Source organism: Aquibium microcysteis (genome assembly GCF_014495845.1).
Classification (GTDB): Bacteria; Pseudomonadota; Alphaproteobacteria; order Rhizobiales; family Rhizobiaceae; genus Aquibium; species Aquibium microcysteis.
The window spans coordinates 2,861,384-2,883,327 of sequence record NZ_CP061080.1; the positions used below are offsets into that span (position 1 = coordinate 2,861,384).

The following is a 21,944-nucleotide window of genomic DNA, read 5'->3' on the forward strand; positions in this document are numbered from 1 at the left end:
CAGGAAGCATCAGTCGAATGAATCGTCGAAATACCTCGGCACCGGCTGGTGAATACCCGCTGCGCCGGTCCCGCGGCGTCTCAGGCGAACCGGGCGGCCTGCGCGCTCGCGAAAGCCTCGGCATAGTCGCTTCGCAGCGTCTCGACGAGGGCCGCCACCGGCGGCATGTCGTCGATCGCGCCGACGCCTTGTCCCGCGGCCCAGAGGTCGCGCCAGGCCCGCGCGTCGGTGGTGCCGAAGTTGAGCTTGTCGGGCGGCGTCAGGTCGTCGGGGTCGCGCCCGGCCGCCGCCAGGCTCGCCCGCAGGAAATTGCCCGGGATGCCCGACACCGCCGGCGTGTAGACGATGTCGGCCGCCCGCGCCTCGAGGATCATCTCGCGCTGGCGCGGCACGGCCAGGCTCTCGGCCGTGGCCATGAAGCGCGTGCCCATATAGGCCATGTCGGCCCCCATCAAGGTCGCCGCCGCGATCTGCCGGCCGGTCGAGATCGCGCCGCCCAGCACCAGCGTACCGGAGAAGATCGCGCGGATCTCGTGCAGCGCGGCGAAGGGGCTGATCAGACCGGCATGGCCGCCCGCCCCGTAGGCCACCGCGATCAGCCCGTCGACGCCGGCTTCGGCCGCCTTGGCCGCGAAGCGCAGCGTGGTGACGTCGTGGAACACGCGCCCGCCATAGCCGTGCACGGCGTCGATCAGCTCGCGGTTCAGGCCGAGCGAGGTGATGACCAGCGGCACCTTGCGGTCGATCGTCACCGCGAGATCGGCCTCGAGCCGCGGGTTGCTGCGGTGGACGACGAGGTTGACGCCGTAGGGCGCGGCGTCCGGCCCGAGCCGGTCGTGGATCTCGTCGAGCCAGTCGCGGTAGCCCTCCGTGCTGCGCTGGTTGAGAGCCGGGAAGGTGCCCACCACGCCGGCATTGCAGGCGCCGACCACGAGGTCCGGCCCCGAGATGAGGAACATCGGCGCCGACAGCACCGGCAGGCGCAGGCGCGCGCGCCACGCGGAGGGAATGGCCATGAAATCTCCGGAAAGGAAGGCGGAGCCGCCAAGGGCGGCTCCGCGGGTGGTTCTCAGTAGTCGGCGAAGTCGGTCAGTGCCTTGAAGGTCTTCTCCGCGGCGTTGAGCTGGTAGACGGCGACTGCCGTGCCCGACAGCTGCTCGGGATTGTCGAAGCTCAGCGGCGCGCTGATGCCCTGCGTGTCGAAGTCCTTCAGGCCACGCAGCTTCTCCACCGTGCAGGCGCGGGTCAGGTCCTGGCCGCACTGGCCCATCGCCTCGGCGAGTGCCTTCAGGCCGACATAGGTGACGTAGGTGTAGCGGTTGATGGCGCCGATCTCCTCGTCGCTGGCGTATTTCTTGGCCTTCTCCAGGAAGGCGTCGATCGCCGGCCCGCTGAGCGCCACGTAGTCCGCCACCAGATAGTCGTAGCCGGCCGGTGCCGAGAGATTGACCGAGGGCGGCATGTCCTCGCTCCACACCGAGGCGACCTGCAGGTCCATCGACAGCTTGCGCGCTTCGCCGAGGATGTTGGCCGCGCCGGCGATGATGCCGCCATTGGCGAGCACGTTGACGCCGGCCTGCTTCATCTGCGCCACCTCGGCGGCGAAGTTGGCCGTGCCCTTCTTGAAGCGGATGCGCAGCCCGTCCTTGACCCCGAACTCCTTGACCGCGCGGTCGTAGCCGGCCTCCACGGCGCCGCCGAAATCGTCGTCCTGCCGGATCAGGCCGTAGACGGCGTTCGCCGGCTCGCTGTTCTCGTGGATGTACTTCAGCTGCGCGTAGAAGGCGTCGGAATAGCTCGCGCCGACGGTGAAGACCGAGGGGCGCACCGGGTTGTAGACCAGTTCGTTCGGCGCCGTCGTCACCACGGTCGGCAGGTTGTTCTCCTCGATCAGCGGCATCATGGCGAGCACGTTGGCCGTGCCCGACGTGCCGTTGAGGGCGAAGATCTCGTCGACCTCGATCAGCTTGGTCAGCGCCTGGAACGAGCGCGCCGGCACGTAGCCGTCGTCCTCGGTGACGATGGTGATCTTGCGGCCGTTGACGCCGCCGGCCTCGTTGATCTCGGCGGCCGCGATCTTCGATCCGACCGACACGGCGCGGCCGATGAAGGACGCCGGTCCGGTCATGATGTTGACGTCGCCGATCTTGATCTCCGTGTCCGACACGCCGGGATCGGCGGCGTAGGCGGCGGTCGAGGCAAGCAGGAACGCGCTGAGCGCGAGCAGTCCGTTCTTCATTGTTTCCTCCACTTCGTTTGTGCCCGCCTGCCGTTTCCGCGGCTAGTAGGCGAGCGGCCAGTTGCTCCAGTATTTCCTGACGTCGCGCCACAGCCCGATCAGCCCCTCCGGCTTCAGCCGCAGGAAGGCGATGATGACGATGCCGTAGGTGATGCCGCGGATCTCGTAGACATAGGTCGTGTAGAAGCTCGAATTCGTGTCGGCGAAGACGTCGAAGAAGAGCCGGATGGCCTCCGGCAGCAGCGACAGGAAGATCGCGCCGAGGATGGCGCCCGCGATCGAGCCGAGACCGCCGAGGATGATGATCGCCAGCGCCTCGATCGACAGGATCAGCGCGAAGACGTCGATGTTGACGAAGCGGATCTGCAGCGAGATCAGCGCGCCGGCGATGCCGACGATGAAGGAACTCACCATGAAGGCGTAGAGCTTGTAGCGCAGGAGGTCGACGCCCATCACGCGCGCCGCGATGTCGTGGTCGCGGATCGCCATCCAGGCGCGGCCCACCCGCGACCGCTGGATGTTGAGCGCCGCGAACACCACCAGCACCGTGATGCCGAAGGTCAGGTAGTAGAGCGCCTTGCCGCGCTGCAGGTCGACGCCCATCACCTTGGCGCCCGACACGAAGATGCCGTTCGGCCCGTGCGTCAGCCATTCCGCATAGAGGATGACGTGGTTGATGATGAAGGCGAAGGCGAGCGTCGTGATGGCGAGGTAGAGGCCTTTCAGCCGGAGCGACGGCACGCCCACCAGCAGGCTGACCAGCGCCGAGACCACGCCCGCCGCCGGCATCGACAGCCACACCGGCCAGCCGTGATCCATCATCAGGATCGCGTTGGTGTAGGCGCCGACGGCGAGGAACCCCGCCTGGCCGAGCGAGATCAGCCCGGTCGTGCCCGTGAGCATGTTGAGCCCGACCGCGCCGACGATCGCGATCATCGCCGAGACGAGCAGCGTCACCTGGTAGTTGCCGATCAGGAAGGGCGCGGCGAGCACCAGCGCGAGCAGCAGCCCGGCGAACGACCAGACCACCTTGCTGTCGCTGAGCGCGACGAGCTGGGCGGTGCGTTCCTTGAAATGACCTGTGCGCATCAGACCCGCTCGATGTCCCTGGAGCCGAACAGTCCGAAGGGCCGGACCATCAGCACGATGACGATGACGATGAAGCCGGAGATCTCGCGCAGGCCCTGGCCGACATAGCCCTGGAACAGGTTCTCGATCACCCCGATGACGAGCCCCGCCACCGCCGAGCCGATCACCGAGTCCATCCCGCCGAGGATGACCGCCGGGAAGGATCGCAGCCCCTGGAACCAGAGGTCCGGCGCGAGCTTGAAATTGGCCGCGAACAGCACGCCGGCGATCGAGGCGATCGCCGCCGACAGCATCCAGGCGACGGCGTGGATGCGGCTGACGCTGATGCCGACGAGCAGCGCCGCCGTCTCGTTGGCCGCCACAGCCCGCATGGCGATGCCCATCCGCGAGAAGCGCAGGAAGGCCCAGCCCGCCGCCGTCAGCACGGCCAGCGCCCCGATCAGGTAGATCTGCGCCGGATAGAACGGCACGCCGCCGACCAGCACCACCTCCGCCGGAATGCCGGCGCCGAAATTATAGGGGTCCGGCCCCCAGATCATGATGGTGATGCCGCGCAGCACCACCGCCAGGCCGACCGTGACCATGACGATCGCGAAGATCGGCTCGCCCAGCATCGGCCGGATGAACAGCCGCTCCAGGACCAGCCCGATCACCATCGAGATCGGGATGGTGACCAGCATCAGCGGGAAGAACGACAGCTCGAAGGTCGAATAGAGCGTGAAGGAGATGTAGGCCGTCAGCATCACCAGTTCGCCCTGCGCGAAATTGACGACGCCGGTCGACTTGAAGATCAGCGCGAAGCCCATGGCGATCAGCCCGTAGGCCGCGCCCGAGACCAGTCCGCTGGCGAGCAGGAGGAGCAGGAAATCCATCAGGCGGCATCCCCGTAGATCGACCGGATCTCGGTCCCGAACTTCTCCTCGATGATCCGCCGGCGCACCTTCATCGTCGCCGTCAGCTCGCCGTCGTCATGGTCGAGTTCCTTCGACAGGATCAGGAACTTGCGGACGTTCTCGACGCGGGCGAAGCGGTCGTTGACGCGCTTCACCTCGCCGTCGATCAGCTCCACCACCTTCTCGTGCTGGGCCAGCGTCCGGTAGGTCGTGTACTGGATGTTGCGTTCCTGCGCCCACTTGCCGGTAGTCTCGAGGTCGATCTGGATCAGCGCGGCGAGGAAGTTGCGGCCGTCGCCGAGCAGGATCGCCTCGCGGATGTAGGGCGAGTCCTTCAGCGCGTTCTCGATCAGCGAGGGCGTGATGTTCTTGCCGCCCGAGGTGATCAGGATGTCCTTCTTGCGGTCGAGCACGTGCGCCTCGCCGCTCGCCTCCACCTCGACGATGTCGCCGGTGTGCAGCCAGCCGTCGGTAAAGGCGCGCTTCGTCGCCTCCTCGTCGAACAGGTAGCCCTTGAAGACGCTGGGGCCCCGCAGCATGAGTTCGCCGTCGGCGGCCGTCCTCTGGTCGAGACCGTCGATCAGCGGGCCGGACCGCCCGAGGGTCGTGGCGCCGGGACGCTGCGTGTGCGACACGCCCGCGCTCTCCGTCATGCCGTAGATCTGGTAGACCGGCACGCCGAGGATCCAGAAGAACAGGAGCACCTCGGGCGAGACCGTCGCCCCGCCGCAGAAGCCGGCACGCACCCGGTTGAGGCCGAGGAAGTTGCGCAGGCTGCGGAAGCAGACGAGCGACAGCAGCGCGAAACCCAGCCGGTCGGAGAGGCTCGCGAAGGCGCCGCCATTGGCCAGCCGCCGTTCCGCGATCGGCCGGCCGCGCGCCATGCAGGCCTCGTAGACGCGCCGCTGGAACGGCGTCGTGTCCTTGACCCGGTAGGCGACGCTCTGCTGCATCTTCTCCCAGATCCGCGGCACGCCGAGGAAGCCCTTCGGCGCGATCTCGCGCAGGTTCACCACCACCGTGTCGACGGATTCGGCAAACGAGACCGTGCAGCCCGTCACGAGCTGCAGCACGGTGGAGAAGCTGCGCTCGGCCACGTGGCAGAGCGGCAGGTAGCACAGCACCGAATAGGTCTCGCGGGTGAGCCCGTGGATGCGCGCCACCTCGGCTGCCGAATGAAGCATGTTGCGGTGGCTGAGCATCGCCCCCTTGGGCATGCCCGTCGTGCCGGACGTGTAGACGACGATGGCGACGTCGTCGGGGCTGCCGCCGTCGATGCGGGCGTCGACGACCGGGCCGAACTCGGCCTCCATGTCGCGCCCGAGCTCCACCAGCTCGTCGAACGACATCAGCCCCGGCTCGCGGTATTGCCGCATGCCCTTCATGTCGACGCAGACGATGTGCTCGAGATCGGGCAGCCCCCCCTCCTGCCGGCGTGCCTCCAGCACCTTGTCGGTCTGCTCCTGGTCGCCGCACACCACGATCCGCGACCGCGAATGGCGCAGGATGTACTGCAGTTCCGGCCAGGGATTGGTCGGGTAGATGCCGAGGCAGGCGCCGCCCGCCATCTGCGCGCCGAGGTCGGCGAACAGCCATTCCGGGCTGTCGTCGCCCGCCACCGCCACCCGGTCGCCGGGCTGGAAGCCCAGCGCGCAGAAGCCGATGGCGGCCAGCCGCGCGGTCTCGTAATAGTCGCGCCAGCTGGTGCGGCGCCACAGCCCCTGTCGCTTCTCGCGCAGCGCCAGCGCCGTCCCTTGCGTGGCGGCGTGCCGCTTCAGCACCTGCGGCATGGTCATGCCGGCCGGATCGACGCGCCCGCTCATGCCGCGCTCCGGCTGCTGCCGAGATAGGCCTCGATCACCGCCGGGTTCGCCGCCACCTCTGCCGGCGTTCCCTCCGCGATCTTGCGGCCGTAGTTCATGACGCAGACGTGGTCGGAGATGTCCATGACGATCCCCATGTCGTGTTCCACCATGAACACCGTCATCCCCAGCTCGTCCTTCAGGTCGAGGATGAAGCGGGCGATGTCCTCCCGCTCCTCCTGGTTCATGCCCGACACCATCTCGTCGATCAGCAGCAGCTTCGGCGAGATCGCCAGCGCCCGGCCGAGTTCGACCCGCTTCTGCTGGCCGTAGGACAGCGTGCCGACCGGATGGTCGCGGATGTCCTCGATCTCGAGGAAGTCGATGATCTCCTCCACGCGCGCGCGCGCCGCGATCTCCTCGCGCCGCGTGCGGCCCCAGAACAGGGCGGCCGACAGCGGACCCGAGCGCAGGTGCGAATGCATCCCGACCAGCAGATTGTTCACCACCGTCTCGTGCTTGAAGACGGCGAGGTTCTGGAAGGTGCGGGCGATGCCGAGCCGCGCCAGCGCATGGGTCGGCAGCCGCGTCAGGTCCTGCCCCTGGAACAGGATGCGCCCTTCCGTCGGCCGGAACACGGCGCTGATCAGGTTGAACAGCGTCGTCTTGCCCGCGCCGTTCGGCCCGATCAGGCTGTAGATCTGCCCCTGCTCGACGGTCAGGCTGACCTCGTTCACCGCCACCAGGCCGCCGAACCGCTTCATCACGCCATGGAGTTCCAGGAACGCCGTCACGACAGCCACCTCTTGCGGCGCTTGTAGTGCTTCACGTCGCGCATGCTCCTGCGTTCGCCGCCCGAGAAACCGAGGTAGAATTCCTGCACGTCGTGGTTCGAGCGCAGCTTGTCCGCCGGTCCGTCGAGCACGATCCGCCCGTTCTCGATGATGTAGCCGTAGGAGGCCGTCTGCAGCGCCAGCTGCGCGTTCTGCTCGACCAGCAGCACCGTCATGGCGCTCTCGGCATTGAGCTTGACGATCGCCTCGAAGATCGTCTCGACGATCTGCGGCGCGAGCCCGAGCGACGGCTCGTCGAGCATCAGGAGCCGCGGCCGGCCCATCAGCGCGCGTCCCACCGCCACCATCTGCTGCTCGCCGCCCGACAGGTAGCCCGAAATCTGCGTTCGCCGCTCCTTGATGCGCGGAAACAGGCGATAGACCGTCTCCAGCCCCTCGGCGGTCTCCGACCGGCTGCGCGTGAAGCCGCCCATGACGAGGTTTTCCTCCACCGTCAGGGTGGAAAACAGCGCCCTGCCCTCCGGCACCTGCAGCAGCCCCTTGCGGACGATGTCGCGCGGCGCGGCCCCCGAGATCCGCTCGCCCTCGAGCAGGATCGAGCCGCTCATGATCTCGCCGTCCTCCTGGTAGAGCACGCCCGAGATCGCCTTCAGGATCGTCGACTTCCCCGCGCCGTTCGAGCCGAGCAGCGCCACGATGGCGCCCTGCGGAACCTCGAGCGACACGTCGCGCACCGCTTCGATGGCGCGGTCGTAGAGGATCTGGATGTTGTTCAAAGCGAGCATCGCCCGGCCGTGATCCCGTAATGAATGACGCTTATCTGCAGAGAAGCGAACGCTGAACGCATGATCGAAGGCCGACGGGCCTCGCCGCCGTTTCGGCACCCGAAACGCATGGATTCTCCGACATGCCCCCTCCCGCAACGCTCGATCGCGCTTTCGATCCACCTCTTGCTTCTTGCGGCCGGATGATGAATTGTGTTCATTAACGGGTGAAGCCGCCGCTTTGTCAACCCGGAATTCGATGACGTCCCGCGGAGCAGAGAAATGACCTCGACAGAGTTGAGCCCACCGGCTGCCATCGACTGGCCGGCCGACGGCATCGCCCGGATCACCCTCGCCCGCGGCGACGCGCACAACACCCTCACGACCGAACTCCTCGCCGCGCTGGAGGACCGGTTCGGCGAGGCCGAGGCCGCCGGCGCGCGCGTGCTGATCGTCACCGGCTCGGGCAGGACCTTCTGCGGCGGCGCCCATATCCGCTACTTCACCGATCCCGCCTCGCCCCTCTACGCCGACCCGCGCGCCATCCGCGACTATGTCCGCCGCATCCTCCAGGTGTTCGCGCGGCTGCGCGACGGCCCCTTCGTCACAGTCGCCGCCATCGGCGGCCACGCGCTCGGCGGCGGCTGCGAACTCGCCCTCGCCTGCGATTTCCGGCTGATGGCCGACGGGCCGCGGATCGGGCTCACGGAAACGCGGCTCGGCGCCGTGCCGGGCGGCGGCGGCGTCCAGATGCTGTCGCGCCTCGTCGGCCGGGCGAAGGCCCTGGAGATCGCCCTGCCCGGCGAGTCGTGGTCGGCGCGCGAGGCGCTGGGCTTCGGCCTCGTGACGACGGTTCACCCGCAAGCGGAACTCGAGCAGGCGTCGCTCGCCTTCGCCCGCCGCTTCCTCGCCTGCAGCCCGATTTCCGTTGCGGAGACGAAACGGGCGCTGTACCGCTGCGAGACCGCGACGGCCGAGGAAGCCGACAGGATCGCGCTCGACGCCGTCGCGGTCGCAGCAGCAGGGCCCGAGTGGCGGGAGGGCATGACCGCCTTCACCGAGAAGCGGGCCCCGTCCTTCCGCATGGAGGCTCGATGAACAGCGGCACCCCCCGCCGGCAGGTCTTCCGTCTCTCCCGCGAGCAGCGCGTCGCCGAGATCATGTCGGCCGCCCGCGCCGTCTTCCGCGAGAAGGGCTACGAGGACGCGCCCCTTTCCGACATCGCCGAGCGCGCCAACGTGGTCGAGGGCAGCATCTACCGCTACTTCGAGAACAAGCGCGACCTGCTCGTCAAGGTGATCGAGGACTGGTACGAGGGCATGCTGGCCGACTACGACCTGCAGCTTTCCGGGATCCGCGGCACCCGCAACCGGCTGCGCTTCATGATCTGGCGGCACCTCGCGACCATCCACGAGGAGCCGGCGCTCTGCAACCTGATGTTCCAGCACCTGCGCACCGGCCGCGACTACAGCAGCACCGCCGTGCACGAGCTCAACCGCGAATACACCCGCCGCACGCTCGACATCATCAAGGAGGGCATGGCGGCCGGCGAACTGCGCGAGGACGTGCCGCTGCGGCTGATCCGCGACATGATCTACGGCTGCACCGAGCATCGAACCTTCGCCTATCTCCGCGGCGAGGGCGACTTCGACCCGGACACGACCGCCGACATGATCGCCGACCTCGTGCTGAGCGGGCTCGAACGCCGCCGGCCCGAGACGTCCCCCGCCCCGGATCTCGCCGAGCGGCTGGAGCGGGTGGTGGCGCGGCTGGAAGCGATCACCGGTCCGGCGACGCCCTGAGGGGCACCGGACCGCACGGGAGGGCGGATCGGCAGGGAGGATCTGATGCAGTCACCAACACAGGCACCGTCCACGGCGCCGTCACCGGCACCATCACCGGCGCCATCACAGGCGCCGTCACAGGCGCCGGCAACCGCGCCGGCCTGGCGGCAGGAGGTCGCGGCCGCCGGCCGCCTCACCGTCCACGGCCTCTTCCGCGCCTGCGCACGGCGCGACCCCGGGGCGTTGGCGCTGGAACAGGGCGCGCGCCGCCTCAGCTACCGTGAGGTCGACCGCCGCGTGCTGTCGCTGGCGGCTGCCCTGCACGGGCTCGGCCTGCGCCGCGGCGACCGGCTGGCGCTGCTCTCGGAGAACCGCATCGAATATGCCGAGATCGAGCTCGCCTGCGCAGCCCTCGGCGCCATCGTCGCCTGCCAGAACTGGCGCCTGGCGCCGGCCGAACTGCAGCACTGCATCGATCTCGTCGACCCGGCCCTGATCGTCGTCTCCGCGCGGTTCGAGGCGGTGCTTTCGGCCCTCGACGTCGGCACGCGCCGCCCCCTCGTCCTCGAGCGCGACTACGACGCCCTTCTCGCATCGCCGCCCCTCGACCGCCTGCCGGACGTCGACCCCGAGGACGGGCTCGTCATCCTCTACACCAGCGGCACCACCGGCCTGCCCAAGGGCGCGCTGATCAGCCACCGCGCCGAGATCGCCCGCAACATGGTGCTGCGCGTCGACATGCATGCGACCGAGCGCGACGGCTTCGTCGCCTGGGCGCCGATGTTCCACATGGGCTCCACCGACCAGGTGCTCGGCGCGCTGATGTCGGGCGCCACCGTGATCGTCGTCGACGGCTTCGACGCCGAGGCGATCGTCGGCGCCATGGAGCGGCACGAACTGGGCTGGATGCTTTTGATGCCGGGTTCGATCGAGCCGGTCGTCGAGTTGCTCGCCCGCACCGGCCGCCGCCCGAAGAGCATCCGCGCCGTCGGCGCCATGGCCGACCTCGTCCCGCGGCACATGATCGCCGAACTGTCGCGGCTGACGAACGCCCCCTATCTCAACAGTTTCGGCGCGACCGAGACCGGCCTGCCGCCCGCCTCCTCGCACCTCATTCCCGCGGGCACGATCCCGGAAAGCCTCTCCAAGCGCCGCAGCGCCTTCTGCGACCTGCGCCTCCTCGACGCCGACGGCAACGAGGTGCCCGACGGCGAGCCCGGCGAGGCGGCCGTGCGCGGCCCCACCGTCTTCAGCGGCTACTGGAACGCCGACGCCACCAACGCCCGCGACTTCGCCGGCGGCTGGTTCCGCATGGGCGACCTCTTCCGCCGCAACCCCGACGGCACCTACGACTTCGTCGACCGCGCCAAGTACATGATCAAGTCGGGCGGCGAGAACATCTATCCCGCCGAGATCGAGCGCGTGCTCCTGTCCGACCCGCGCATCCGCGACGCCGTCGTCGTGCGCCGGCGCGACGACCGCTGGGGCGAAGTCCCCGTCGCCTTCGTCGCCCGCACCGACGAAACCCTCACCGCCCCCGACATCGAAACCCTCTGCCGCACCCACCTCGCCGGCTACAAGCGGCCAAAGGCGGTGCATTTCGTGGCGTTCGAGGATTTTCCGCGGAGTACGACGGGGAAGATTTTACGGCATGAGATGGAGGAGAGGGTGGGGCGGGGGTGAAGGGGGCGGGAGGCGAGAGGAAGGGCGGCGGGATTGGGGCCCGCTGCGGACTGTCCGGTTGTGGTCCGAGAAGCTGAGAAAGCCGGCGTTCGGCCAACGCCTGCATGTCGGCCACCCGAAGCGCCGCGGATGTCACACGACACGTAATTTCGTTCGGTTCCGCCTGTCGGCAAGTTCGATCGCGGCTAACATGCGATCTGTTTCTGGGCATCAAGATTCGAACAGCTCAAAATGCGCTGCCTACTCAGTAATGGTTCTCGCGGGATACCGTCCCCTGCTAACGCTCGATCCGTCACGCGGGCCGATCAACAAACTGATCTCACGGCTTCAACCGGACGAGCGGAATCCCGCAGACTGCGACCGCCCGATTTATAGGGCCGGATTATCGGGCTGGATGGCGGCATGAGCCGACCTGCTCCGACATGTTCGAATTGGAAAAACTGTGGTTGTATGGCAGTTCTTCCGGCCTGGATGCCGACGACAGCCGACGGCAGGCGAATGAAGGCAGGGAGAGGATAGATGTCAACAAGTTATCATATAACAGCGACTATCCAAACACAACCGCATCTATATGCTGAAGGATCGGGATGTTAAGGAGAGGCCCGAAGAGGTAGAACATAAAGTGATAGAAAAGGTACACAACATGGGGGTGGAGTGCAAGCCATCGCCGGCTTCACGCCAAGTCATCGATCTCACTCGGGATTGGGGAGACTGGGATTCAGTATCACTTTATCTCGACCGATGCCAAGTAGATACGCCAAGAGAACTCGTGCGGGCTGCTTGGGATCACGTCAATTTACTCCGTACGCGCATTGGAAAAGTGCTTGATCTGGGTGCTGGCGATGCGCGCTTCGCGGTGGGTGGCACATATGAAGAATACATTGGCTACGAGATCGACGCAGAGCGATGCGCGAATGCTCAACTTCCTGACGGTGCTCGGTTGGTCAATCGGTGCGCGTTCTCCGACGAAATTGAGGACGCAGATCTTTCAATTGGGAACCCACCGTTTGTCCGCAATCAGGACTTGCCCACGGGCTGGCGCGAACAGGCGTCTAATGTGCTGCGGCGACGACTGGGCATCAATGTGTCCGGTCTCGCTAACGCATGGCAGTACTTTTTCCTGCAATCACTGGCAAGCCTTAAAGATGACGGCCTATGCGTACTTGTCATCCCTTTCGAGTGGGTTTCTCGGCCGTCGGCTCGTGCACTGCGCGACTACATCGCCCATCAGCGCTGGGAAGTAAACGTTTACCGATTGATAGACACAACTTTCGACAGTGTTCTGACAACCTCATCAATCACGATCGTTGACAAAGCCAAACGAAATGGTCGCTGGAGCTATTTCGAGGAGAATGCGGACGGCGCCTATCTGCCGCTCCAATCTGCCAGCGGCTCGGGGGCCGGTGTAATCGACTATGTTCGAAGGAGCGACATCCCGGAAGGAGCCCCACGCGCCATACGCGGACTGAGCCCCGGCACACAGAAGGTTCTCACACTCACTGAGGGTGAACGCGCGCGAAGCGGCTTGGCGATTGGGCGCGATGTGGTCCCGTGCATCACCACGCTTCGCGTCCTTCCCGGAAACGTGCGCGACCTAAATGAGCTGGCCTTCAAACGCTACTACCGGATGCCTGGCCAAAAGTGCTGGCTCATACGAACCGATGTAGCGCCCAGCGCCATGCTTGCCGCCTATCTCAATGCAGTTCCGCCAAGCGATTACCAGACCGCTACGTGCCTTGAGCGGGAAAAGTGGTGGGCCTTCAAGATGCCTCCTATCCCCGAGGTTCTGATCGCTCAAAGTTTCAAGGGCAAGTTCCCGAAGGGCGTCCGAAACACGATAGGCGCCCGGGCCGTCGGTGGTGTTTCGGGCATCTACAATACTTGCGAGGAACAGATCACAACAATCGTTGACGGACTTGATGGCGAAGACCTGCGTGACAGGGTTGTGGCCCACTCAAATGGACTACGGAAGATCGAGATAAATCAGCTGAATACCCTTCTGCTACGTCATTTTGTAACGGTAGGAAACTAGCTTGGCAAAAACCCACTCACCAACAACGGATCATGTGCTGGATCGCGGCACTATCTCGTTTACGATCGAAAGCAGAATTCTTCGTGAGCTTGGGGAGCGGCTGGTCAAGCAGCCGGAAGTGGCGATCGTCGAGCTGATTAAGAATGCCTACGACGCCGACGCAACGGAATGCTCGGTCGAATATGCCCCCCCGCGATCTATCGTAGTTTCTGATGATGGTGCCGGCATGACGCTGGACCGCTTCACCAACGGGTGGATGCGGATCGGCACGAGTGCGAAAGAGGACCTCAGATTCAGCGAAGGTTATCTCCGCCTGATCACCGGCGAGAAAGGCATAGGGCGCTTTGCCGTCCGGTTCCTCGGGCGAGCGCTAAGTCTCAGTTCTGTAGCCCACGACGACAAGCGTGGTGTTCGCACGCGGCTGACTGCAACTTTCGATTGGCCGAAGTTCGATCGACACGAGGACTTGGGCAAAGTCCAGGTACCCTTCGAACTTGTACAGGTGCCTGCCGATACGCCTACAGGGACAACGCTGACTATCACACGGTTGCGGGCAGAAGCGAACCGCCTCGATCTCAATATGGTGAGGACCGGGTCGATCGGCATTCTAACGCCACTACGATCGCTGTTCCGGACAATGACCGATGGCGACGACGTTGAGACAGGCGATCAGATCGGAATGTCCGCGGATCCTGGCTTCTTGCTGAAGGTCAGGGTTGGTGACGATGACGATGAGGGAGATGTCGCCGCGGCCATCCTTGATGCGTACGTGCTTCGGGCAAGATTGCGGCTTCAGGGCGACAAGATCGATCTCCGCATCCACCGACGGGGGCAAAGATCACCCTATCTTAAGATCATTGATACTTACCCCAACGAGATCGGCAAGCTTTATGCCGACATACGCTTCTTCCCGCGTCGGTCTGGCACATTCACGGATATGCCAGTCGACGGTCGGAGGGCGCAGTCATGGATCGGTGCGAACCACGGCGTAGCGGTGTTCGACCGCAGCTTCCGTGTCCAGCCTTATGGATCTCAAGCCGACGATTGGCTGCGGCTCCAAGCTGATGCTGCCCGCAATTACCGCGATCCACGCTCGACAATCGCGGCAAAACACTTTGCGATGTCGCCACAGGTCAGAGCGGACACATCACAGAACTGGATGCTGAGGCTTCCTCAGTCAGCACAGCTTGTCGGATTAGTTCAGGTCGAAGGCAAACGGTCGAACGAGCTTGATCCTGACAGCGAAGAGGAAGGCCTTATCGCTTCGGCCGACCGCGAGGGTTTCGTCGAGAACCGAGCCTTTGCACAGCTGTCGGATCTCATCCGTGGAGCCGTCGAGGCCATAGCTTTTGCAGACCGGCGGCTTCAGCTGGAGGAGAAACAGGCTGAGCAGGAGGCGCTTGTCGCTACGATCCGCGACCGAACGCGAACTGCGATCACCGAAGTTCAGCAAAATCCCAACATCGCAGCCGCCGATAAGGTCAAGATCGTCGCGGCGATTGCGGAGACGCAGCAATTTGTCGAGCGTCAGGAAGAGAATGCTAAAGAACGCGAGCAGCAGCTTGAGGTGATGAGCCTCCTTGGTGTGGTCGCCGGGTTCATGACGCACGAATTCGGCGTCGCGCTACAGGAGCTTGAGCAGACTCACAAGGACCTGGTTGAGCTCGCAAGAACCGCTCCGAGATTTGAACCTCAGGTCCAAGCTTTCGCCGGCCATATTAAACAGCTAAAGGAGTTCGTTACATACTCTTCCGGCTACATTCAGGGATCGAAGGCGACGCCGGTAAAGCCATACCCGGTCAGGCCGCGCTTGCAACAAGTAAAAAGAGTTTTCGGAAAATATGCAGAGGAACGCAACATCGAGGTCGAAATTTCCGCGGAGCCCGAATTGACTGCCGCTCCTGTCCCTGTATCGTTATATAATGGGATTGCGCTGAACCTCTACACAAACGCGCTGAAAGCTGTGACGGCGAAGGTGGGAAAGCAACGAGGAAAAATTGCCTTTCGTGCCTGGAACGAGGCAAGATGGCATTACCTTGAGGTCTCCGATACGGGTGTCGGTATCCCAACCGCCCTGCAAGAGCGGGTCTTCGATCCACTGTTCACTACCACGCAATCGAAGAACGATCCGCTCGGATCGGGGATGGGCCTCGGCCTCGCTCTAGTACGGCGGGGTGCCGAAGCGTTCGGAGGAAGGGCTGAGCTTGTTGACCCACCGGCTGACTTTTCAACATGCGTGCGGGTTCGCCTGCCGCTCTCGGCAGGAGGGACCCGATAGTGGCCGGCGAGACGCCCAATCTGTTGCTAATCGACGACAACGCCGAAAACCTGGGGTCGCTTCGTCAGCGATTGGAGGTGATGATGTCAGCGGAAGAAGTCGAGATCAGGACTTGGGTACCAACTGAAGATGACGGCCCTCCGGCCGACGCCTTTGAATCGCAAGTCGACAATCAGACTGCGCTTGTAATAACTGATTACGATCTCACGACCAGCGTGAAGGGGCTGTTTGGCCTTAGTATCGTCGGCTGGTGCCAGGCGAAGTCGATTCCGGTGGGAGATTTTTCACGCGGCAACCTAGCGGCACTCCCAAAGGAACCAAACCTGTTCGAGCTCCGTGTGCCGACAGACGATGAGAACGGCGCTGCTTTCGTTGCGACCACGTTTAGAGGTTTCCGGAGCCTTCGTGCAGGTATCGAAGCGATGCCCGCATTGTTGACCGAGCGACGTAGCCTTGCCGCAGTACTCGCTTCACTGCTGGGCCGTCCGCGTTTGGAAAGTCAATTCGCCGCGTACATGTCACGGCTTGGGGCCGCGAATTCCGCTTTACTCCAGCAGCTCCGCAACTTTGCGGGCGGAGAACATCCGGATGATCAGGATAAGATAAAGCTACTTACCTATGTTCTCGGACACGTGCTCTGCAATGCGATACTGAAATACCCTGGACCGATCCTTTCGCGACATAGTCTTTGTGCGTACATGGCAACGACATTGGGAGAGTTTGAAGCAATCGATCCGCTGTTTAATGATGCTCGTTACTCAGGTCCCTTCAGCGCAGGGCATAGCTACTTCTGGCGCGGCGACGTGGATCGGGTCCTCGATGGCCTCGGCGGCGATCCCGACGATTCGGATGTAGAGTCCTTCGCAGATCGCAATCGCCAGCTTGTCGAAGCGGTGCTCGATCGAGCCCTTGCAACGCATGCCTGCGATCGATGTGGAGGAATGAAGGGCGGCTTTTGGTGCCCCTTTACTGTTCGGCCGGTCTGCGAGCGACCTGATTGCTCTGTACCCTCTAGCAGCTGGATTCCCGCCGGCGCGCAGCTTTGTCGGGTCGAGAGGGACTTCTACGACGAATGGGCTCCTTTGCTGGGCTTGTGAGGGGGGCGGTTAAGCGTGAACAAGGATGCACCGCGAGTGCTACAACGCGTTGCCGACGCTTGGCAGAGCGCCACGTTCGGCTTGACGCAGATGTACCAAGCCAGTCAGATCGCCCCCTCGAACGGCTTTGAGGTGTTCCGAATAGACCCGGCCGCGCCCGATGACGTCGTCAAATTGGATTTCGGGCCAATAGTGTTCTACGTGCCAGAACGACCCAATCGAAGAGGTCCCGATCTATTCGTTGTCACTCAAGGATGGCTAACGTTTGAAGGTCCGGAATTTAAAGCTTCACCGCTCCGAACTAAGACTTTCGGGACCGAGGTTGCATATTTCCGACAGAAGGCAGGCAACCTCGAACATGTGTATGGGGCACATTATGACATGGATGAGGAGAAACCTGGTCATCCAGTTTTCCATGTCCAGTTTAGCTCAAAGGAGCAGTTTGGCGCAGCTGTGCTTGATCTATTTAAGCGCGATGAGGTCATCGTTAATCGAACTGGCTTGATTCTGGGAACAGTGCGCACCCCGACTGCGCAAATGGATATCTTCTCGGTCCTTGCGCAGATTTGCGCGGATCATCTAATGGGTCCTTCACCCAGCCCTGAGGTGAAGAAGGCATTCACTGGGCTAAGGTCGAGCTGCGACTTCCTTGTCGGTGCCGCACATCGCCTTGCATATCTGAACGGTGACCACGCGGCGGGGTGTTACCGCGCAGGCCACTGGTACGACGCACCTACGGCAAACGCCTGATGTGTTTATCTAAGTTGGTTGGGCTTACCATCGGTCAGGACCGCGAATCGGCCGCAGAGCAACCATGCATTCCAGGGTCTGTTCTTGTGCGCTCAATGTACGAGCCGTAACGGCCGGAATGGTGAAGGGTTTCGGGTGCCTGCAGGCGTACGAAAGCCTCTCATGCAGGAACCCGCTGGCCACCATCGACGGCTATGGGGATTTCGTACTGCGGCCGATGTCGGCGATGGCGCGACCGGCGCCGGGAAGAGCGATGGTGGATGCGGACAGGCCGCTTCGTTGCGCCTCCGCGCGGTATTGGCGGCCCGGAACTGGTCCGGGGAGACCCATGTCGGCGTCAGCGATTGCCGGCGCCGCGCGCGGGTTCGTTGCCGGAGGCGGAGCGTCTGCGGCTGTAGGCCCGATCATGCAATGCCGGGTCATAGTTCGGTCTCCCGGTCCGCCGTCGACGCGTGCGGCGGTCCTGGTGGCTGCCTCCAGCGCTCGAACGTCTCGATGACGATCATGTGTCCACCGCAGCAGGGGCATGGCGGGCGGTAGTCGTCCGGTTCGCTTGATGTGCCGTCATCAGGCGGCGCGGTGACATTCGGGAGTTTGCGGGCGAGCGCGAGGCTAGCCTTGCGGGCGGAGCCGGCTAGCAGTGTAGCGCGACCCATCCGGCGAGCAACGCCCAGTGTCGCCGCCGCCGCCCGCAGCGGCAGGCCCCCTCCGCTACAGCCCCAAAAAAGACGCCCTCCCGCGTGGGAAGCCGCCTCCTATACCCGACGCTGGTCGCCCCTCAGCCCGCACTCCACCCGGAGTGCGGGCCGGCTTGCGGCGTCAGTAGTCCATGCCGCCAGCGGGCATCGCCGGGGCTGCGTCCTTCTTCGGCTTTTCGGCGATCATCGCCTCGGTGGTCACCAGCAGGCCGGCGACCGAGGCGGCGTCCTGGAGGGCGGTGCGCACCACCTTGGCCGGGTCGATCACGCCCTCGGCGTAGAGGTCGCCGAACGTGTCGGTCTGGGCGTTCCAGCCCCAGCCGAACTCGGACGTCTCGCGCAGCTTGCCGACGATGATCGAGCCCTCCGCGCCGGCGTTCTCGGCGATCTGCCGCACCGGAGCCTCGATGGCGCGCCGCACGATGTCGATGCCGGCCTTCTGGTCGGCATTGTCGGCGGTCACGCCGTCGAGCGCCCTGGCCGCGCGCAGCAGCGCCACGCCGCCGCCGGGCAGGACGCCTTCCTCCACCGCCGCGCGGGTGGCGTGCAGAGCGTCGTCGACGCGGTCCTTCTTCTCCTTCACCTCCACCTCGGTCGCGCCGCCGACGCGGATCACCGCCACGCCGCCGGCGAGCTTGGCCAGCCGCTCCTGCAGCTTCTCGCGGTCGTAATCCGAGGTGGTCTCCTCGATCTGCGCCCGGATCTGCTTCACGCGGCCCTCGATCTCGGCCTTCGCGCCGGCCCCGTCGACGATGGTGGTGTTCTCCTTCTCGATCACCACCTTCTTGGCGCGGCCGAGCATGGCGAGCGTCACGTTCTCCAGCTTGACGCCGAGATCCTCGCTGATGGCGGTGCCGCCGGTCAGGATCGCGATGTCCTCCAGCATCGCCTTGCGGCGGTCGCCGAAGCCGGGCGCCTTGACGGCCGCCACTTTCAGGCCGCCGCGCAGCTTGTTGACCACGAGCGTGGCGAGCGCCTCGCCCTCCACGTCCTCGGCGATGATCAGCAGCGGCTTGCCCGACTGCACCACCGCCTCCAGCACCGGAAGCATGGCCTGCAGGTTGCCGAGCTTCTTCTCGTGGATCAGCACGTAGGGCTCCTCGAGCTCGACGCGCATCTTGTCCTGGTTGGTGACGAAATAGGGCGAGAGATAGCCGCGGTCGAACTGCATGCCCTCGACCACCTCCAGCTCGGTCTCGGCGGTCTTGGCCTCCTCGACGGTGATGACGCCTTCGTTGCCCACCTTCTGCATCGCCTCGGCGAGGAAGCGGCCGATCTCGGCATCGCCATTGGCCGAAATCGTGCCCACCTGCGCGATCTCGTCGTTCTTCGAGATCTTGCGCGCCCTGGCCTTCAGCTCGGCCACCACGGCGTCGACGGCCTTGTCGATGCCGCGCTTCAGGTCCATCGGGTTCATGCCCGAGGCCACCGCCTTGGCACCCTCCTTGACGATGGCCTGGGCGAGCACGGTCGCCGTCGTGGTGCCGTCGCCGGCGAGGTCGTTGGTCTTGGAGGCCACTTCGCGCACCATCTGGGCGCCCATGTTCTCGAACTTGTCCTCCAGCTCGATCTCCTTGGCGACGGTGACGCCGTCCTTGGTGATGCGCGGGGCGCCGAACGACTTGTCGATGACGACGTTGCGGCCCTTCGGGCCGAGCGTCACCTTCACCGCGTTGGCGAGGATGTCGACGCCGCGCAGCATCCGCTCGCGCGCGTCCGCATGGAATTTCACGTCCTTGGCAGCCATTGGATCACTCCTTCGATAGGCAGCTAGTCATTGACCGGATGAAATCGCCGGGACCGTCAGGCGGCCTTCCGGAGCGCGGCAGTCGGCTCGATCACGCCCATCACGTCGCTTTCCTTCATGATGAGCAGGTCCTCGCCGCCGAGCTTGATCTCGGTGCCCGACCACTTGCCGAACAGGATGCGGTCGCCGACCTTCACGTCGAGTTCGACGAGCTTTCCGGCTTCGTCGCGGGCGCCGGGTCCGACGGCGATGACCTCGCCCTCGCTTGGCTTTTCCTTCGCGGTGTCGGGGATGATGATGCCGCCCGCGGTCTTCTCCTCGGCCTCGATGCGCCGCACCAGGATACGGTCGTGCAATGGACGGAACGTCATATCGTTCTCCTTCTGGACAAACAGATTGTGAGAGGTTCCACCGCGCCGGCCCGCTGGCCGGGCGGGGTGCGCGACCCGTCGCCGGCGTCGCGCGCAGGTGAGCTAATTTTGCGGTCTCGGCGATTCAAGAGCAGCGGCGAAAATTTTCCGCGCCCGTCCGCGGGGCGTCATCGCCCCTCGGAAACGGGAGGCGGGCCGGGGGGCCGGCGGCTCGAATTCGCCGCGCCCCGCACGCAGATCGCACCATCGCCGAACGACCCCGCCGGGGTCCGGCACCACCCGAAGGAGAAGCGTTCAGCCGACGGCGGCACTTCGATGAAAGCCAGGATCCCGTCCATCATTCCGTCCCTCGCGCCGGAAACGGGCGACCCCGCACTCGACCGGATGCTCCACCCCGCCTGCTTCTTCGAAGACCCCCGCGGCCTCCCTCGGCGGCGTCATTCCGGGGCCGCGCAGCGGAACCCGGAATCCAGAGTGGTGACCGTGGCGGAAATGCGCGGCGCTCCTGCCCCCGCCCCGGGCGCCGGCGCTCTGGATTCCGGGTTCCGCTGCGCGGCCCCGGAATGACGTGCCACGCGGGCTGGCCGCATCGGGACGGACGATAAGGAGGAGGGGCTGGGGGCCTGCGCGCCCCCGCCTTCGTCATCCCGGAACGACGTCCGAGCGCAGCGAAGGACGACGTATCCGGGATCCATGCCTCGGCGCAGGTCATCGAGCGGGACGATGGAGAAGGCCCGGTGGGTCGTCCGCACCGTCCAGCCCCCCGATATCGGCCGAGGCATGGATCCCGGGTCTGCGCCTCCGCTCCGCTCCGGCTTCGCCCGGGATGACGAAGGCGAAAATAGCGCCGCCCCCTCCACCTTCGTCATCCCGGAACGACGTCCGAGCGCAGCGAAGGACGACGTATCCGGGATCCATGCCTCGCCATCCGTCCCCGCGATCCGGTGCACGACGAGGCGTGCCACCGGCGGTCGGCGGCCGCTCCCGCCGCCGTCGCCGTCGTCACATCGTCCGGCCCCCTTTCGGTCGCCGCCCCCGCCTTCGTCATCCCGGAACGGCGTCGAGCGTAGCGAGAGGCCACATTCCGGGATCCATGCCTCGGCGCAGGTCATCGAGCGGGACGATGGAGAAGGCCCGGTGGGTCGTCTGCACCGTCCAGCCACCCGACACCGCTCGAGGCATGGATCCCGGGTCTGCGCCTCCGCTCCGCTCCGGCTTCGCCCGGGATGACGAAGGTGAAAACACCGCCACCCCCCGCCTTCGTCATCCCGGAACGGCGTCGAGCGGAGCGAGAGGCCGCGTATCCGGGATCCATGCCTCGGCGCAGGTCATCGAGCGGGACGATGGAGAACCCGGTGCGTCGTCTGCACCGTCCAGCCACCCGAAACCGGCCGAGGCATGGATCCCGGGTCTGCGCCTCCGCTCCGCTCCGGCTTCGCCCGGGATGACGAAGGTGAAGGAGGGCCGCGGCAAAGGCGGCGCAGGCAGATGCAACGCCCCTCCAGACGCGCGCCCGCCGCTTCGTCATCAACTCTGCTGCACCTGAGCATCTTCAGGCGGGCATCGAGGACCACCCGCGCTGCCTCCCTCGGCGGCGTCATTCCGGGGCCGCGCAGCGGAACCCGGAATCCAGCGTGGTGACCGGGGCGGAAATGCGCGGCGCCCGTGCCCCGGTCCGAGGCGCCGGCGCTCTGGATTCCGGGTTCCGCTGCGCGGCCCCGGAATGACGTGCCACGCGGGCTGGCCGTATCGGGACGGACGCCGAGGGCGAGGGGCTGAAGGCCTGCGCGCCCCCACCTTCGTCATCCCGGAACGACGTCCGAGCGCAGCGAAGGACGACGTATCCGGGATCCATGCCTCGGCGCAGGTCATCGAGCGGGACGATGGAGAAGGCCCGGTGGGTCGTCCGCACCGTCCAGCCCC

16 protein-coding genes and 1 pseudogene are annotated in these 21,944 nt (G+C 65.3%); 7 read left to right on the forward strand and 10 right to left on the reverse strand.

Features of this window, described 5'->3' with window-relative positions; translation table 11 throughout:
- Positions 1–80 precede the first annotated feature (80 nt).
- Genes IAI54_RS13230 through IAI54_RS13260 form a run of 7 tightly spaced genes read right to left on the reverse strand, consistent with a single transcriptional unit; the run spans position 81 to position 7,602 of the window.
- Entirely contained in the window at positions 81–1,016 is a 936-nt protein-coding gene (locus IAI54_RS13230) for an NAD(P)H-dependent flavin oxidoreductase (protein WP_187972779.1), read from the reverse strand.
- A gap of 53 nt (positions 1,017–1,069) precedes the next feature.
- Positions 1,070–2,239 (reverse strand): ABC transporter substrate-binding protein, encoded by a 1,170-nt coding sequence (locus IAI54_RS13235; protein ID WP_187972780.1) that lies wholly within the window; start codon positions 2,237–2,239, stop codon positions 1,070–1,072.
- A gap of 42 nt (positions 2,240–2,281) precedes the next feature.
- The gene (locus IAI54_RS13240; RefSeq protein WP_187972781.1) at positions 2,282–3,328 is read right to left on the reverse strand and encodes a branched-chain amino acid ABC transporter permease; all 1,047 of its coding nucleotides are present in this window, start codon (positions 3,326–3,328) and stop codon (positions 2,282–2,284) included.
- Positions 3,328–4,200 carry a branched-chain amino acid ABC transporter permease gene (locus IAI54_RS13245; RefSeq protein ID WP_187972782.1) on the reverse strand — a complete coding sequence of 291 codons (873 nt, stop codon included), beginning with the start codon at positions 4,198–4,200 and terminating at the stop codon, positions 3,328–3,330. Before IAI54_RS13245 ends, IAI54_RS13240 begins: the two co-directional genes overlap by 1 nt.
- The gene (locus tag IAI54_RS13250) at positions 4,200–6,044 is read right to left on the reverse strand and encodes an AMP-dependent synthetase/ligase (RefSeq protein WP_187972783.1); all 1,845 of its coding nucleotides are present in this window, start codon (positions 6,042–6,044) and stop codon (positions 4,200–4,202) included. Before IAI54_RS13250 ends, IAI54_RS13245 begins: the two co-directional genes overlap by 1 nt.
- Entirely contained in the window at positions 6,041–6,817 is a 777-nt protein-coding gene (locus IAI54_RS13255) for an ABC transporter ATP-binding protein (protein WP_210321245.1), read from the reverse strand. Before IAI54_RS13255 ends, IAI54_RS13250 begins: the two co-directional genes overlap by 4 nt.
- Positions 6,814–7,602 carry an ABC transporter ATP-binding protein gene (locus IAI54_RS13260; RefSeq protein WP_187972784.1) on the reverse strand — a complete coding sequence of 263 codons (789 nt, stop codon included), beginning with the start codon at positions 7,600–7,602 and terminating at the stop codon, positions 6,814–6,816. The genes IAI54_RS13255 and IAI54_RS13260 overlap by 4 nt, the downstream gene beginning before the upstream one ends.
- 261 nt (positions 7,603–7,863) lie before the next feature.
- On the opposite strand from IAI54_RS13260, the gene IAI54_RS13265 reads away from it, so the two are divergent.
- From IAI54_RS13265 to IAI54_RS13295, 7 genes are all read left to right on the forward strand, one after another.
- Entirely contained in the window at positions 7,864–8,679 is an 816-nt protein-coding gene (locus IAI54_RS13265) for an enoyl-CoA hydratase/isomerase family protein (protein WP_187972785.1), read from the forward strand.
- Positions 8,676–9,383, forward strand: coding sequence for a TetR/AcrR family transcriptional regulator (locus tag IAI54_RS13270; RefSeq protein WP_187972786.1), 708 nt, complete (start codon positions 8,676–8,678; stop codon positions 9,381–9,383). Before IAI54_RS13265 ends, IAI54_RS13270 begins: the two co-directional genes overlap by 4 nt.
- Positions 9,384–9,428: 45 nt before the next feature.
- Positions 9,429–11,048, forward strand: a complete 1,620-nt coding sequence (locus tag IAI54_RS13275) for a class I adenylate-forming enzyme family protein (protein ID WP_187972787.1) — start codon at positions 9,429–9,431, stop codon at positions 11,046–11,048.
- Between the two features lie 571 nt (positions 11,049–11,619).
- The gene (locus tag IAI54_RS13280; protein ID WP_187972788.1) at positions 11,620–13,080 is read left to right on the forward strand and encodes an Eco57I restriction-modification methylase domain-containing protein; all 1,461 of its coding nucleotides are present in this window, start codon (positions 11,620–11,622) and stop codon (positions 13,078–13,080) included.
- A 1-nt stretch (position 13,081) separates the two neighbouring features.
- Positions 13,082–15,358, forward strand: a complete 2,277-nt coding sequence (locus IAI54_RS13285; RefSeq protein WP_187972789.1) for a sensor histidine kinase — start codon at positions 13,082–13,084, stop codon at positions 15,356–15,358.
- Entirely contained in the window at positions 15,358–16,455 is a 1,098-nt protein-coding gene (locus tag IAI54_RS13290; protein WP_187972790.1) for a hypothetical protein, read from the forward strand. The genes IAI54_RS13285 and IAI54_RS13290 overlap by 1 nt, the downstream gene beginning before the upstream one ends.
- Before the next feature lie 15 nt (positions 16,456–16,470).
- Complete coding sequence (locus tag IAI54_RS13295) at positions 16,471–17,205, forward strand: hypothetical protein (RefSeq protein ID WP_187972791.1); 735 nt, start codon at positions 16,471–16,473, stop codon at positions 17,203–17,205.
- A gap of 419 nt (positions 17,206–17,624) precedes the next feature.
- Here the strand turns inward: IAI54_RS13295 and IAI54_RS29300 are convergent.
- The 3 genes and pseudogenes from IAI54_RS29300 to IAI54_RS13305 form a co-directional block, all read right to left on the reverse strand.
- A pseudogene (locus tag IAI54_RS29300) lies at positions 17,625–17,846 on the reverse strand (IS91 family transposase); the annotation flags it as partial.
- A 178-nt stretch (positions 17,847–18,024) separates the two neighbouring features.
- Entirely contained in the window at positions 18,025–19,650 is a 1,626-nt protein-coding gene (gene groL / locus IAI54_RS13300) for a chaperonin GroEL (protein ID WP_187972792.1), read from the reverse strand.
- A 56-nt stretch (positions 19,651–19,706) separates the two neighbouring features.
- Positions 19,707–20,021 carry a co-chaperone GroES gene (locus IAI54_RS13305; protein ID WP_187972793.1) on the reverse strand — a complete coding sequence of 105 codons (315 nt, stop codon included), beginning with the start codon at positions 20,019–20,021 and terminating at the stop codon, positions 19,707–19,709.
- Positions 20,022–21,944 lie beyond the last annotated feature (1,923 nt).